Annotated in this window: 13 protein-coding genes; 10 read left to right on the top strand and 3 right to left on the bottom strand. The window is 63.9% G+C overall.

Features of this window, described 5'->3' with window-relative positions:
• Positions 1-52 precede the first annotated feature (52 nt).
• The 7 genes from dapB (at position 53) to IYW40_RS06735 (ending at position 8,852) form a co-directional block, all read left to right on the top strand.
• Positions 53-859 carry a 4-hydroxy-tetrahydrodipicolinate reductase gene (gene dapB, locus IYW40_RS06765; protein ID WP_196399944.1) on the top strand — a complete coding sequence of 269 codons (807 nt, stop codon included), beginning with the start codon at positions 53-55 and terminating at the stop codon, positions 857-859.
• A 15-nt stretch (positions 860-874) separates the two neighbouring features.
• Positions 875-1,498, top strand: coding sequence for a 2,3-bisphosphoglycerate-dependent phosphoglycerate mutase (locus tag IYW40_RS06760; protein WP_196399943.1), 624 nt, complete (start codon positions 875-877; stop codon positions 1,496-1,498).
• A gap of 98 nt (positions 1,499-1,596) precedes the next feature.
• On the top strand, positions 1,597-2,220 hold the full coding sequence (locus IYW40_RS06755) for an alpha-ketoglutarate-dependent dioxygenase AlkB (protein ID WP_196399942.1): 624 nt from the start codon (positions 1,597-1,599) through the stop codon (positions 2,218-2,220).
• 199 nt (positions 2,221-2,419) lie between these two features.
• Complete coding sequence (locus tag IYW40_RS06750; RefSeq protein ID WP_123176142.1) at positions 2,420-2,818, top strand: cytochrome c-554; 399 nt, start codon at positions 2,420-2,422, stop codon at positions 2,816-2,818.
• 384 nt (positions 2,819-3,202) lie between these two features.
• Complete coding sequence (locus IYW40_RS06745) at positions 3,203-5,704, top strand: TonB-dependent siderophore receptor (protein WP_196399941.1); 2,502 nt, start codon at positions 3,203-3,205, stop codon at positions 5,702-5,704.
• Positions 5,705-5,848: 144 nt separating this feature from the next.
• Positions 5,849-7,258, top strand: a complete 1,410-nt coding sequence (gene cysG / locus IYW40_RS06740) for a siroheme synthase CysG (RefSeq protein ID WP_196399940.1) — start codon at positions 5,849-5,851, stop codon at positions 7,256-7,258.
• Between the two features lie 43 nt (positions 7,259-7,301).
• Positions 7,302-8,852, top strand: coding sequence for a serine hydrolase (locus IYW40_RS06735; protein WP_196399939.1), 1,551 nt, complete (start codon positions 7,302-7,304; stop codon positions 8,850-8,852).
• Here the strand turns inward: IYW40_RS06735 and IYW40_RS06730 are convergent.
• The 3 genes from IYW40_RS06730 to IYW40_RS06720 form a co-directional block, all read right to left on the bottom strand.
• Positions 8,828-9,544: a uroporphyrinogen-III synthase gene (locus tag IYW40_RS06730; protein WP_196399938.1), complete on the bottom strand. Its 717-nt coding sequence runs from the start codon at positions 9,542-9,544 to the stop codon at positions 8,828-8,830. The two genes, IYW40_RS06735 and IYW40_RS06730, sit on opposite strands and share 25 nt — an antisense overlap.
• Complete coding sequence (gene hemC / locus IYW40_RS06725) at positions 9,541-10,470, bottom strand: hydroxymethylbilane synthase (protein ID WP_196399937.1); 930 nt, start codon at positions 10,468-10,470, stop codon at positions 9,541-9,543. The genes IYW40_RS06730 and hemC overlap by 4 nt, the downstream gene beginning before the upstream one ends.
• Before the next feature lie 164 nt (positions 10,471-10,634).
• Complete coding sequence (locus IYW40_RS06720; RefSeq protein ID WP_246720685.1) at positions 10,635-11,066, bottom strand: hypothetical protein; 432 nt, start codon at positions 11,064-11,066, stop codon at positions 10,635-10,637.
• 358 nt (positions 11,067-11,424) lie between these two features.
• Between IYW40_RS06720 and tsaD the strand changes: the two genes are divergently transcribed.
• Genes tsaD through IYW40_RS06705 form a run of 3 tightly spaced genes read left to right on the top strand, consistent with a single transcriptional unit; the run spans position 11,425 to position 14,038 of the window.
• Positions 11,425-12,489: a tRNA (adenosine(37)-N6)-threonylcarbamoyltransferase complex transferase subunit TsaD gene (tsaD, locus tag IYW40_RS06715; protein WP_196399935.1), complete on the top strand. Its 1,065-nt coding sequence runs from the start codon at positions 11,425-11,427 to the stop codon at positions 12,487-12,489.
• 11 nt (positions 12,490-12,500) lie between these two features.
• The gene (locus IYW40_RS06710; protein ID WP_196399934.1) at positions 12,501-13,052 is read left to right on the top strand and encodes a phospholipase D-like domain-containing protein; all 552 of its coding nucleotides are present in this window, start codon (positions 12,501-12,503) and stop codon (positions 13,050-13,052) included.
• Positions 13,049-14,038: an NAD(P)H-dependent glycerol-3-phosphate dehydrogenase gene (locus tag IYW40_RS06705; protein ID WP_196399933.1), complete on the top strand. Its 990-nt coding sequence runs from the start codon at positions 13,049-13,051 to the stop codon at positions 14,036-14,038. Before IYW40_RS06710 ends, IYW40_RS06705 begins: the two co-directional genes overlap by 4 nt.
• The last annotated feature ends 4 nt before the right edge of the window (positions 14,039-14,042 follow it).

Below are 14,042 nucleotides of genomic sequence, written 5' to 3'. Positions count from 1 at the left end.
CACGAAAAGCGAATCGAAGCCGCTAAGCTGCGGGAGGCGAGGGCGACTGAACATGAACGAATTGCGTTTGGTGGTAGTCGGCGCGGCGGGCCGCATGGGCCGGATGCTGACCCAGATCATCCCCGATACTTTGGGCGTCCGATTGACTGCCGCTCTGGAGCGTCCCGGCTCTGCGGCGCTCGGCGCCGACAGCGGCGGCGCGGCGCCGAACGGCGTGCCGATCACGAGCGACGTCGGGGCCGCCCTCGGCGACGCTGACGCGATCGTCGACTTTTCGTCTCCGAGCAGCAGCGTGGAACTGGCCCAGGCGGCGGCTCGGGCCCGGGTGGCGCACATCATCGGCACGACCGGACTGTCTCAGGAAGATCTCGCCGCCATCGCCGAATGCGCGCGGGAAACGGCGATCGTGCGTTCCGGCAATATGAGCCTCGGCGTCAATCTCCTCGCCGTGCTTGTCGAACGCGCGGCGCGCGCGCTTGGACCGGCTTGGGACGCCGAGATCGTCGAGATGCATCACCGCCTCAAAGTCGATGCGCCATCAGGAACGGCGCTGCTGCTCGGCGAGGCGGTCGCGCGCGGTCGCGGAATCGATCTCGGCGAGAACAGCGCGCGTGGGCGCGACGGTTTGACAGGGCCGCGGCGGATCGGCGAGATCGGATTTGCGAGCCTGCGCGGCGGCACGGTCGTCGGCGATCATACGGTCATCTTCGCCGGGGCCGGCGAGCGCATCGAATTCTCGCACCGCGCCGAGGATCGGGGCGTGTTCGCCCGTGGCGCCCTGGCCGCGGCGCTATGGACGCGCGAGAAGGGCCCGGGGCTCTACTCGATGGCCGACGTGCTTGGCCTTACCGGCGCCTGATATCGACGAGAATTTATGAGCATGAATCGCACTCTCGTTCTGGTACGCCACGGTCAAAGCGAGTGGAACGCCAAAAACCTTTTCACTGGTTGGAAAAACCCCGATTTGACGCCGCTCGGCATCGAAGAGGCGCGCCGCGCCGGCCGCGAGTTGAAGAAGCGGGACATTCTATTCAGCGTCGGCTTCACCTCCGCTTTGCTGCGCGCGCAACACACGATTGATCTCATTTTCGAGGAGCTGGGCCAGACGAGTGTCCCGACCATCAAGGACCGCGCGTTGAATGAGCGCCATTACGGCGATCTTTCCGGGCTCAACAAGGACGAGGCGCGCGACAAATGGGGCGAAGAGCAGGTGCACCTTTGGCGACGCTCCTATGACGTGCCGCCCCCAGGCGGCGAGAGCCTGAAGGACACGGTCGCGCGGGTCGTGCCCTTCTATGTCCAACGCATTCTGCCGCCGGTGATGCGTGGCGAACGGGCGCTGGTCGCGGCGCATGGCAATTCGCTGCGCGCGCTCTGCATGGTGCTGGAGCAGATGACGCCCGAGTCTGTGACGACGCTCGAGCTCACGACCGGCGTTCCGATCATTTACCAACTCAACGCCGATTCGACCGTGGCGTCGAAGACTGTGCTGCTTTAGCCTCGTTCTGCGCAGTCGCGCTCTGTTCTCGCTGGCGTTCGCAGGCGGCGTCCCGACAGTGATGGACGAAACGCCCGTTCGGCGCCACATGTCGCTGCATGCCTGAAATCGCGCCCGGCGCTATCCACTATCCGAGCTTTCTCGACGCAGCGGCGCAAACGGCTCTGGCTGAAGAGATCGCAAAGGTGACCGCGGCCGCGCCGCTCTATGTCTCGACCATGCCCAAGACCGGCGCCCCAATGTCGGTGCGTATGACCAATTGCGGCGCGCTCGGCTGGGTCAGCGATAAGGAAGCGGGCTACCGCTACGAGCCGCGCCATCCCCAGACCGGGAATCCCTGGCCGGCGATGCCGCAGAGGCTTGTCGAATTGTGGAACGAACTTGCGCAATACGACAAGCCGCCTGAAGCCTGTCTGGTGAACGTCTATGACGAAACGGCGCGCATGGGCCTTCATCAGGATAAGGATGAATCCGATTTTGCCGCGCCGATTCTGTCTTTGTCGCTTGGCGCAGACTGCCGCTTTAAGCTTGGCGGAACGCGGCGCGGCGATCGCGCGAAGGCGTTCGCGCTGTCGTCCGGAGACGCGCTCGTGCTCTCTGGACCCGCGAGGATGCGCTATCACGGCGTGGACAGGATTCTGCCGACGATCAACACGCCTTTGCCGGAAGCGCTGGCGGCGCTCGGCGTTCGCGTCAATTTGACGCTTCGGCGCGTCACTTAAGCCTCGGGTTCAGCGGGCGTTCACCGCTTCCGGGATAATGTCCCGAGCAGTGAACGTAAACTCCGGCGTAGTTGTCTTGAAAGCCGGCTTCGTTGTAGTTTGCAACCCGTCTAAAGAGCGTCGGCGAGGCGCCAATATTTGGCCGGGCGCATTTAAAAAGGCGGGCGCGTCGCGAACGCCGATGAGGAAAGGAACAAGGATGAAGACTATTTCCCTGCTGACGTTCGCCGCGAGCGTCGCTTTCGCCGCATCCGCAGGCCAGGCTCTCGCCGCTGGCGATCCAGCTGCGGGCGAAAAAACCTTCGCGAAGTGCAAAGCCTGCCATCAGGTCGGTGAAACCGCCAAGAACGCCGTCGCGCCTCATCTCAACGGCGTCGACGGGCGCAAGGCGGGCTCCGTCGAGGGCTACAACTATTCCGAGGCGGACAAGAATTCCGGCATCGTCTGGGACGAGGCCAGCTTCAAGGAGTTCATCAAGAATCCGAAGGCGAAGATCCCCGGCACCAAGATGATCTTCCAGGGCCTGCCCAATGATGCGGACCAGGAGAATGTGTGGGCCTATCTCGTTCAGTTCGGCCCCGACGGCAAGAAGAAGTAAGCGCGCTTAATTCTGACGTGACGTTTCAGGCGGTCCTGTTCTCAGGGCCGCCTTTTTTGTTGCGCTCTTGCATGAGGAGAAGAATCAGGCTCGAGGTCACGAGTGTGCGGAAAATACAACAGTCAACAAAAAGTGATGATCTCGTCTTTGAAAGACTTCCAGTCAAAAATCGTCTTTGTGTCGTAATTCAGCAACACTCAGTTACAATCGGAAACAATAGTTGGAAGCCTTCCATGCTAGGCCATTGTCCTAATTGACAGTTTTTAAAGACAAACCTTAACCATTGCCTAATCGCGATATGAACCGCGCGGAAGGGCAGATATGATTCCCAAACAATCCCCGTCAGGGCAGACGCTTTCCTCCCTTACTGCGGCGTTTGACCGGATGACAGGCGCGGCTTCGGTCGGCGCCCTAACTCTTGCCGCCGCGCTGACGCCCACGCTTCCCGCTCTTGCGCAATCCCAATCCGGGCCCCTGCCACCGATACGAGTCGAGGCGCCGCCGGAGAAACCCCGCGCGGTCTCCCAGGCGAAGCCGAAGCCCGTCGCCTCGCAGGCGCACTCCGCGAGCGGCGCCCAAAAGTTGCCGCCCATCGACGTTGGAGGCGCGCGACGCAGCGCTCGGGTCGCGCCCGTGCGCTCCGCCTTGGTCACAGGGGCTACCGTTTCGAGCGGGACTGGCGGCGCGGCCTCGACCGGGGCTGGCACCGCGGCCTTCGCTGCGGCTGTCGCCAATGTCGGCCGTAACCCGACCGATGTTCATGGCTATTTCGCAGGGAGAATGTCGACGGCGACGAAGACCAACACGCCGATCCTCGACATACCGCAGTCAGTCACTGTTCTGACGCGACAGCAGCTCGACGACCGTAACACTCTCTCCCTGGAAAACGCCTTGGCCTACGTTCCCGGCGTCACGGTGCAGCAGGGCGAACGAAACCGCGATCAGATCACCATTCGCGGACAGACCACAAGTGCGGATTTCTACATCGACGGCATCCGCGACGACGCGGAATACTATCGCGATCTCTATAACATCCAGGCAGTCGAAGTGATCAAGGGCCCCAGCGCGCTGATCTTCGGCCGCGGCGGCGGCGGCGGCGTGGTCAACCGCGTCACCAAAAAGGCCGACGGCGAAACGATAAATGAATTACGGGTCGTTGGCGGCAGCTTCGGTCGCAAGCGTATCACCGCCGATTTCGGGCGCGCGGTCACCGATACGATCGCCGTGCGTCTCAACGCGCTCTACGAACAGTCCTACGGTTATCGCGACTTCGACAAGCTCGAGCGCTGGGGCGTCAATCCGGCGCTGTCATGGAAGCCTTTCGAGAACACTTTCGTGCTGTTCAATTACGAGCACTTCCGCGATCGACGCACGGCGGATCGCGGCGTGCCGTCATTCGGCGGTTTCCAGTTCCTCGGCGAGAACATTTATCCGGGCTATCCATTGCCGACCCCACGATCGGCATTCTTCGGCGTTGGCAATCCGTCCGTGCGTGACGTGAACTACGCCAGGAACAATATGGATCGCGCCGCTCTCGTGATCGATCATACGACTGAATTCGGGTTGAACATCCGTAATCAGCTCGCCTGGGCGAATTACGACAAGTTGTATCAAAACACATTCCCGGATCAGACGCTGGGCCAGATGTCGCAACAACTCAATCCGGCGCTGAACGGGCTAAGCCCGATCACGATCACGCCGGTGGGCGTCGCGCGACTCGACGGTTACCTCGCGCCAACCCCGCGACGCAATATCTTCAACCAGACGGACTTGACCTATAAATTCGCTATGACTCCCGACATCCGTCACCTGCTGGTCGTGGGGACGGAGTTTGGCAATCAATGGTCTTTTACGGGAAGAGACATCTCGCGTTTCAACAACGCCCTCAACGGGCCGCGAAGGCTGACGACTCCGTTCTGGGCTCCGACGGTTTACGCTCCGGTCTTCTTCGACAACTACTTTGATACGGCGACGCGGCGCTGGAACACGAACCTCGACATTGGCTCTGCCTATGTCCAGGACCAGATCGAGGTGACCAAATATTTCGATGTTCTCGCCGGCGTACGGTTCGACAGCTTCCATATGAGGTTCAACGACGGCATCTCGCTCGAGAACCAGAGCCGCCTCGACAACAAATGGTCGCCGAGATTCGGTCTGATTTTCAAACCCGTGGAGATCGTCTCTTTATACGGAACCTATTCGCGCTCGTTCCTGCCGCAGTCTGGCGATCAGTTCAATCAGCTGCCAAGGTCGGCCGCGAGTCTGGCGCCGCAGGGCTTCGAAAATATCGAGTTCGGCTTCAAGGCGCAGCTTTTGCCGACGCTGCTCTTCACTGGCGCAATCTATCAACTGAACCGTTCGAACCAGGCGCTGACGCTGACTGCGCTGACCTCCGTTCTCGCCAATACGCGCACGCAGGGCGCCGAACTCGGTCTCGTCGGCAACGTGACCGATCAATGGCAGGTCTCGCTTGGATACGGATATCAGGACGCGCGCGTCGTATCGACCGATCGCGGCTTCAATCCGCGGCAGCCCTTCCTGACGGACGTCGGCAAAGTTAATCCGTCGGTGCCGAGAAACACTTTCTCGTATTGGAACCGTTACGATTTGTCTTCGTTCGTTGGCGGGGGTCCCGGCGTTCTCGGATTGGGCGCAGGCGTGATCTATGCTTCGAGCTTCTATCCGTCTCTCGATAACAGGGTCATCGTTCCCGGTTACGCGCGCATTGACGGCGCGCTTTTCGTGAAGGTGACGGAAAACATTTCCGGCCAGCTCAACATCGAGAATCTCACCGGCGCCTACTATTACGCTTCGGCGCACAACAACAACAACATCATGCCTGGCGCCCCGCGCTCGGCCTATGTCACTGTCAATGCGAGGTTCTAGCTGGCGAAACATCGTAGGCCCGCGGATTGGCTTGCACGGCGTTGCTTGGCGCCTGTGAAAATCCGCACTCTCGAAGCCGCACAAGCGTGCGGCGCCGGGTTAAAGCTCTTGCGCCGCGCCCGCTGGTCCTGCACCTAGGGCGCCGTGACCCGCAAACCCGACGAAATATCCGCCGATCTGATGCAGCCGCTGGCGACTCTGCCGGTGTTCTACGCGCTTGCCGGGCGGCGCGTGCTCGTCATCGGCGGCGGCGAAGCGGCGGCCTGGAAGGTCGATTTGGCGGCCGCGACCGGCGCGCGGGTCGACGTTTTTGCGCCTGCGCCCAGTGACAAGCTTCGCGAGATTGGAGCGGCGCGCGACAATGTCTCCATCCATCCGCGCGCCGTTGAGCCGGATGATTTCGCCGGCGCGGCGATGGCGCTTGGCGCGGTGGAGGACGACTCGCTCGCGCGTCAGGCCCATCAGTGGGCGCGCGCGGCCGGCGTGCCGATCAATCTCGCCGATCGGCCTGCGCTCAGCGATTTCATTATGGGCGCCATCGTCAACCGCTCGCCGCTCGTGATCGGGGTCTCGACGGGCGGCGCATCGCCGGTTTTCGCCCAGGCGGTGCGCGGCCGGATCGAGACGCTGGTGCCAGCGACGTTCCAAGCCTGGGCGCGCGCGGCGCAGGCCTGGCGACCGTTCGTGCGCGCGTCCGGACTCGACTTTCTGGCGCGCCGCGATTTCTGGCGCCGCTTCACGCGGGTCGCCTTCCGCGAAATTGAGAGGACTCCGCAAGAGGGCGACCGCGCGGCGCTGGTCGAAGAGGCGCGCACCGGCGCCGAGGCCACGGCGCGCGGACGCGTCACGCTCGTCGGGGCAGGGCCCGGCGATCCGGAGCTGCTGACGCTGAAGGGCATGCGCGCGCTCGCCGGCGCCGACGTCGTGCTCTTCGACGACCTCGTTCCGGCGAGCATTCTCGATCTCGCCCGCCGCGAAGCGACCCGCATCAACGTCGGCAAGCGCGGCTATGCGCCCTCGGTGCGCCAGGAAGAAATCAGCGCTCTGCTCGTCCAGCTCGCGCGGGAGGGCAAGAACGTCGTGCGGCTGAAAGGCGGCGATCCCCTCATCTTCGGTCGCGCCAACGAGGAAATCGCCGCGCTGCGCGAAGCAGGCTTCTCCATAGAGATCGTGCCCGGCGTGACCGCCGCCTGCGCCGGCGGCGCCGCGATCGGCAAGTCGCTGACGAGCCGGGAGACGGCCCGGCGTTTGCAATTCATCACCGCGCACACCAAGGACGGCGAATTTCCCGAGGACTTCGATTGGGGCGCGCTCGCCGACGAACGCGCCACGACGGCCGTCTATATGGGGAACCGCACGCTGCCGGAACTGTCGCGTCGTTTGCTGCAGGAGGGCATGTCGCATGATACGCCCGCTTTCCTCATTGAACGCGCGTCCACGCCGCACGAGCGCGTGGTCAAAGGCACCATCGCGGACTTGCCTTCGAAAGTGGCGGACCAAACGATCGTCGGGCCCGTCATGGTGCTGATCGGCTGGGCGCTGGCGGAGAAGTGATTCAGCGCTATTGTTGGGCAAGAAGCGCGAGCGGAGATGCGATATGGCCTTCACGAGACGATCCGCGCTGCTTGCGTCGGGGTTCGGCTTGCTGTCCCCCAAAGCGCTCGCCAAGGCCAACTCCAAACCGTCGCCCGTTCGCGAGCCGACCCAAAATCATCTGAACGAACTCAACGGGCTCGTCGTCGACGTCATGAAAAAAACCGGCGTGCCGGGGATGTCGGTCGCCGTCGTCTCGCCCGATCGCGTGCTCTATTTGAAAGGCTTCGGCGTGCGCCGCGCAGGCGCCGCCGAACGCGTCGACCCCGACACCGTCTTCCAGCTCGCTTCGCTTTCCAAACCACTCTCCACGACGGCTGTCGCGGGCCTCGTCGGAGAGGGCGTCGTCTCGTGGGATCATCCGATCGTGCGGAGCCTGCCGGATTTCGCGATGAGCGATCCGTGGGTCACGCGCGAGATCACGCTGCGCGACATGTTCTGCCATCGCAGCGGACTTCCCGACCATGCCGGCGATCTTGTCGAAGACATCGGCTACGACCGCAATGAAATCATTCGCCGGTTGCGCTACATCAAACCGGACACGAGCTTTCGCACGCATTACGCGTACAACAATATGGGGTTTTCGGCGGCGGGTTTCGCGGCGGCGAACGTTGCAGGAAAGTCCTGGGAAGATATTTGCGACGAACATCTGTACAGGCCGCTTGGAATGGCGAACGCCAGCTCGCGCCACGCCGATTTCGCCGCGCGTAGGAACCGCGCATTCGGCCATGTGCGCCGCGGCGACAGATGGGTGGTCGGCGAACAGCGTGATCCTGACGCCCAGGCGCCGGCGGGCGGCGCGTCGGCGTCGGCGCGCGACATGGCGACATGGGTACGAATGCAACTCGGACGCGGCGCCCTTGACGGCCGTGAGATCGTCAAGCCGGAGGCGCTCGCAGACACGCATTTCCCGCAGATCGCCACGGGACCCGCCCATGACCCGATGCGCGGGCCGACCTTTTACGGGCTTGGCTGGGACATCGACTATGGCGGTCCGGCGCGGGTGCGCTGGAGCCATTCGGGCGCCTTCTCTCTTGGCGCCTCGACCTGCGTCTATGTCATGCCGGCGGAGCGATTCGGCATTGTCGTGCTCAGCAATTCCGCGCCGGTCGGCGCGCCAGAAACCATCTGCCGCAGCTTCCTCGATATCGTCCTGACGGGGAAGATCGAACGGGACTGGCTCGCGCTCTTTGGCGAGGCTTTTGCGCAGATGGCGGTCCCCGCATACGGTCGGGACGCCGATTACGCGAAACCGCTCGCCAGCGCGCCGGCGCGCGCGTCGCGCGCGACATATGTCGGCGCATACCGCAATGAGCTTTACGGACCCATCGGCGTCGTCGAAACGGCCGACGGGCTCTCGCTGACGCTGGGCCCGACGCCCACGCCCTATCCGCTGCGTCACTATTCAGGCGACATTTTCACCTTTCAGCCTCCAGGTGAAAACGCCGCCGGGGTCAGCCCGGTGAGGTTTTCCCGTAGCGGCGGCGAGAAGGCGAGCGCCGTCGCCATCGACTATTTCAACGCGAACGGTCAGGGCGTTTTCGTGCGCAGCTGAGTCGATAGAAGCGACAGCAGATGTTCTTCGTCCGGCTTTGCCGCGACGAGCGTCTCCAAGCCGAGGCGCCGAAGCGGCTCGGCGACATGTTCCGACAGCGCGACATGCGTCATGTCGCGCAACATATCGGCGACGCCGGCGGCCTGCGCGAGCTGCAGGAAGATCTCCGCGCTGCGCCGAGAGTAGTGCAGGACGGCGGTGACGCGCCGCGCGGCGATGGCGGATACGGCCTCAGTGGTCAGCGCCTGAGCCGCCCGCGCTTCGTAAACTTCGACCGTTTGGACCTCATGGCCGGCGGCGCGCAGGCCCACCTCCAGAACCGGCTGTCGGTCGCGCCCGGCCAGATAAAGGAAATTCGCCGGACGCTGATAGCGTTCGAGAAGAGGCGGAAGGATCGCCTCGGCGTTCCCGGCGACAATATCGGGGTGGAAGCCAAGCGCACGCGCTGCTTCGGCGGTTTTCTCGCCAACGGCGTGCAGCGGCGCCGCTCTGAGCTGGCGCGCATCGCCGGCGAACTCGACGCCTTTCGCGCTCGTCACGATGACGGCGTCATATTCACCGCAAGGAATGCTCGCGTCCGTGGCGGCGAATTCCAGCACAGGCGAGATTACGGCGACGCAATCCAGCGCCTGCAGCTTTCCCGCCGTGCGCGCGGCGTCTTTGGCCGCGCGCAGCACCAGGACAAGATTCACATAAGCCCCGCGACGCCATGCGGCAGGCGCAGCAGGATTTCCTTGCCGGCGTCCGCGCCGATCAGCGCGGCGTCAATCGCGAGGCCGTGGCGGCGCACGACATAGGCTTCCGCGCCGTCGGCTCTGAGCACTTCGCCGACGAAGGACAGTTCGGCGCCGTGAACCTGCGCATGGCCGGCGATCGGCGTGCGGCAGGACCCATCGAGCGCCGCAAGAAAGGCGCGTTCGGCGGCGAGCGCGAAGCCGGTCGCTTCGTCGAAGAGCGGCGCGAGCAGATCGCGCGTGGCGTCGTCGCCGGCCCGCCGCGTGAGGCCAATTGCGCCCTGTCCGCAAGCGGGCGGAAACTCTTCCAAGGAAAGCAGCGCCGTCGCGCGATCGGCGAGACCCAGCCGCTTCAATCCTGCGAGCGCGAGGAGGGTCGCGTCGATCTCTCCGTTCTCAACTTTCTTCAGACGGGTCTCGACATTGCCGCGAAGCAGCGTCGTCACAACGTCGGGTCGCCGGCGCTTCACCTGCGCGGCGCGGCGCAGCGAGGCGGTTCCGACGACGGCGCCCGTGGGAAGCGCGTCGAGCGAGAGACCACCGCGCGATATCCAGGCGTCGCGCGCATCCTCTCGCGGCAGATAGCCGGCGATGACGATCTCGCTGGGCAAATGCGTCGGCAGATCCTTTGAGGAATGCACGGCGAGATCAATCGCGTGGGCAATGAGCGCTGAATCGAGCTCTTTGGTGAAAAGCCCCTTGCCCCCTGATTCAGAGAGAGGCCGATCCTGGATCTGGTCGCCCGTCGTGCGGATGATCTCGATCGGGAAATCCGCTTCGTTTCCGCCATGCGCGCGCGCCAACGCCGCGCGGACCATATGGGTCTGGGCGAGGGCGAGCGGACTGCCGCGCGTTCCAATGCGAAGGGAAGGGGGAGAGGTCATGATCCGCCGCCGTTATCCGCGCGACTATAGGCGGGAGCGCGCGAAGGGCAAGCGGAAGCAGCGTGGCGACGGCATTCCTCGAAAAGCGAACGTCCGCTCGTCGGAGCGGACGCTCTTTTTAGCTCCGCGAGCGTACTCTACGCGGCTCGCAGAATGCTAATCGATCACCACCAGCCAAACAGGCCGCTGCCGATGCCCGCGCCAAGACCTGCGCCGAGGCCGAGACCAGCGCCGAGTCCTGCGCCAAGCAGGCCGCCGCCGCCATATCCGTAATAGCCCGGCGTGCCGCCCCAACCATAATAGGACGGCCAGGCGGAGCCGTAATAGCCGGCGCCACCATAGCCATAATAGCCAGGCCGATAGCAGCGGGAGTAGCGCATCGGACGATACCCGTAGCCCCAATAGGTGGGCCGCGCCGCGTAACCCCAATAGGTGCGCACCGGACGCGCGTAACCCCAGTGAGTTCCACCGCAGTGCCGATGCCAGCCGTAATGGGCCCGGCAGTAGCGCGCTTCGGCCAGACTCGTGGAGCCGATCACGGCGGCCATCGCAATCGTGGACGTTAACGCCAAGGCCTTAATTTTGTTCGACGCCATTTTCACCTCCATACAGTTTAGACCGAGAGCAACCTCAACCGGGACGCTAATTACCTCTTCGCCTTAGCAATAATTCTACTCAGCTCAAGATATGTGCGTCGTTGGAGGAGCAACGATCTGCTGACCCAACTTGTATCAATCGAGATCGTGTCAAGAGGGATGCCAACGAATTCTTAGAAATTTAATGGAGCCATCTTTAGCGCTGCATTAATATACGTCGATATGACGAAACAGCTAAGAATTATTGATGTAAGCCCTTTGTTAAACACAATTTTCCAACTTCCCGCCGTACGGCGGTATAAGCTTCGTTCCGCCGGTGAGGGTTCAGCGGCGCGGCTTTCTTGCGCAGGGAGTTCGCATGCGCGTTTTGGGCATTGAAACCACTTGCGATGAGACCGCGGTCGCGGTCGTGTCCGAGCGGCTTGGCGGCGAAGGCGGAGAGATCCTTTCCAATGAGGTGTTGAGCCAGATCGCCCGCCACGCCGCCTATGGCGGCGTCGTTCCTGAAATCGCGGCAAGAGCCCATATCGATGTCCTCGACCGGCTGATCAGGCGCGCGCTGGAGCGGGCCAAGACCGAGGCGAAAGACCTCGATGCGGTCGCCGCAGCGGCTGGTCCGGGACTGATCGGCGGCGTTCTCGTCGGGCTCACGGCGGGCAAGGCCTTGGCGCTCGCCTTGGGCAAACCATTCATCGCCGTTAATCATCTGGAAGCCCACGCGCTGACCGCACGGCTCACGGACCGCCTGGACTTTCCCTTTCTGGCGCTCCTCATCTCCGGCGGGCACACGCAGATCGTCGCGGTGAAGGCCATCGGCGACTACCGCCGGCTTGGGTCGACCGTCGACGACGCTGCCGGCGAGGCCTTCGACAAAGTCGCCAAAATGCTGGAGCTGCCGTATCCAGGCGGCCCGCAAATCGAGAAGCTCGCGCTTGAAGGCGACGCGCGGCGATTCGAATTTCCGCGGCCGATGCTTGGCCGCGAAGGGGCCGACTTTTCCCTCTCGGGCCTCAAGACCGCGGTGCGGCAGGAAATCCTCAGATTGCAGACTCTGAGTGAAAAGGACGTCAAGGATATTGCAGCCTCTTTCCAGGCTGCGATCGTCGACGTGATCGTGGATCGGGTGCGCTCCGGCGTGCGCCTCTTTACGGCAAGCGAGGGGCGAGCGCCGCAAGGCCTTGTGATCGGCGGCGGGGTCGCCGCCAACGGCGCCATTCGCCGCGCGCTCATGCGGCTTTGCGCCGAAAGCGGGCTGCGGTTCATTTCGCCGCCGGCGGCGCTCTGCTCTGACAATGGCGCGATCATCGCCTGGACCGGTCTGGAGCGCTTGAAACGCGGATTGACCGACGACCTCGACTTTGCGCCGCGGCCGCGATGGCCGCTCGACGCCGCGCCGAGCCGATCGCACCACGGCAAGGCTTGAGGCGCGGTTTGATGCGGCTCCTTTTTTCAGCGGCGCTTGCGGCCATGACGCTTGCGCCAACGCCGCAGCCGGCCGGACTGCTCGCGGAAGAGCCGACCTTCGCGGGCGTGCGCGTGTTCTACGGGCCCGGCGACGGTTTCGGCGCGGTCGACGGGCGGCTGATCAACGACGCGCGCCGCTCGATCGACATGGCCGCCTATGTTCTGACCGACCGCTCTCTGACGACGGCGCTCGGCCGCGCGGCCATGCGCGGCGTCAAGGTGCGGATCTATCTCGACGGCGAGGAAATGCGGCGCGGCGCGGCGGCGATCGAGGAAATCGCCGACGCCCCGAACGTCGAAGTGCGCCGCAAAGGCCGCTCGCGCGATCTGATGCATCTGAAATCGTATCAGGTGGACGGTCGCGTCTTGCGGAGCGGCTCCGCGAATTTCAGCGTCTCCGGCGAAGTCTATCAGGACAATGATTTGATCGTGATCGAGAGCCCACAGGCCGCGGCGCGGTTTCATCAAACTTTTGAAAGGCTGTGGTCGCGTCCGGACAATCAGCGGATGGGCATGCGATGACGCGCGCGACTGTCGCTGTTCTCGGCGCCGGCGCTTGGGGCGTCGCCCTCGCCAATGTCGCCGCGCAAGGCCGCGCGCGCGTGCCCTTATGGGCGCACGATCCTCAGGCCGCCGAAGCCCTGGCGCGCGACCGCGAGAACACGCGCCGATTGCCGGGTCTGCCGCTTGCCGCCGCCGTCGCCCCGACGAGCGACATTTCCGTCGTGCGTGAGGCGGAAATCGTACTCGCCGTCACGCCTGCACAAGCGATCCGCATGACCGCGCGCGCCGCGCGGCCGCATATGCGCGAGCGCGCCGCCTTTGTGATTTGCGCCAAGGGGATCGAACGCGACCGCCACAAATTTCTGAGTGAAGTCGCGAGCGAAGAACTGCCCCAAGCCGACGTCGCCGTGCTCTCGGGACCAAGCTTCGCGGCGGACGTATGCAGGGGATTGCCGACGGCGGTGACTCTCGCGGCGCATGACGAAGCGCTGGCCCGGCGCCTGAGTGAAGAGCTTTCGACGAAGACGTTTCGGCTTTATCGCTCGACCGACGTGCGCGGCGCCGAGATCGGCGGCGCAGCGAAAAACGTTCTCGCCATCGCCGCAGGAATGAGCCACGGCCGCGGGCTCGGCGCGAGCGCGCAGGCGGCGCTCATCGCACGCGGATTTGCCGAGCTGATGCGTCTCGGGCGCGCGCTGGGCGCGCGTCAAGAGACGTTGATGGGTCTTTCAGGATTGGGCGATCTCGTGCTCACCTGCGGATCGGCGCAGTCGCGCAACTTTGCGCTTGGCGAAGCGCTGGGGCAGGGAAAGTCGGTGGAAGACGCCACGCATGGCAAGCTTGCGGAGGGCGCCTTTACAGCGCGCGTCATGGTGGAAATGGCGCGCGCGCATGACGTCGAGCTGCCGATCGCCGAGGCCGTTGACGCCATTCTTTCCTCACGGCTAAGCGTCGACGGCGCCATCGAAGCGCTGCTGATGCGTCCACTCAAAGCCGAAGACTGACCAC

This window comes from Methylocystis sp. H4A, assembly GCF_015709545.1.
GTDB lineage: Bacteria > Pseudomonadota > Alphaproteobacteria > Rhizobiales > Beijerinckiaceae > Methylocystis > Methylocystis silviterrae.
This window is presented reverse-complemented; position numbering and strand designations above follow the sequence as displayed.

Excerpts from the sequence above, each read along its gene's own strand:
- dapB (WP_196399944.1), top strand. The coding sequence starts at position 53 with ATGAACGAATTGCGTTTGGTGGTAGTCGGCGCGGCGGGCCGCATGGGC.
- IYW40_RS06760 (WP_196399943.1), top strand. The coding sequence starts at position 875 with ATGAGCATGAATCGCACTCTCGTTCTGGTACGCCACGGTCAAAGCGAG.
- IYW40_RS06755 (WP_196399942.1), top strand. The coding sequence starts at position 1,597 with ATGCCTGAAATCGCGCCCGGCGCTATCCACTATCCGAGCTTTCTCGAC.
- IYW40_RS06750 (WP_123176142.1), top strand. The coding sequence starts at position 2,420 with ATGAAGACTATTTCCCTGCTGACGTTCGCCGCGAGCGTCGCTTTCGCC.
- IYW40_RS06745 (WP_196399941.1), top strand. The coding sequence starts at position 3,203 with ATGACAGGCGCGGCTTCGGTCGGCGCCCTAACTCTTGCCGCCGCGCTG.
- IYW40_RS06735 (WP_196399939.1), top strand. The coding sequence starts at position 7,302 with ATGGCCTTCACGAGACGATCCGCGCTGCTTGCGTCGGGGTTCGGCTTG.
- hemC (WP_196399937.1), bottom strand. The coding sequence starts at position 10,470 with ATGACCTCTCCCCCTTCCCTTCGCATTGGAACGCGCGGCAGTCCGCTC.
- IYW40_RS06720 (WP_246720685.1), bottom strand. The coding sequence starts at position 11,066 with ATGGCGTCGAACAAAATTAAGGCCTTGGCGTTAACGTCCACGATTGCG.
- tsaD (WP_196399935.1), top strand. The coding sequence starts at position 11,425 with ATGCGCGTTTTGGGCATTGAAACCACTTGCGATGAGACCGCGGTCGCG.
- IYW40_RS06710 (WP_196399934.1), top strand. The coding sequence starts at position 12,501 with ATGCGGCTCCTTTTTTCAGCGGCGCTTGCGGCCATGACGCTTGCGCCA.
- IYW40_RS06705 (WP_196399933.1), top strand. The coding sequence starts at position 13,049 with ATGACGCGCGCGACTGTCGCTGTTCTCGGCGCCGGCGCTTGGGGCGTC.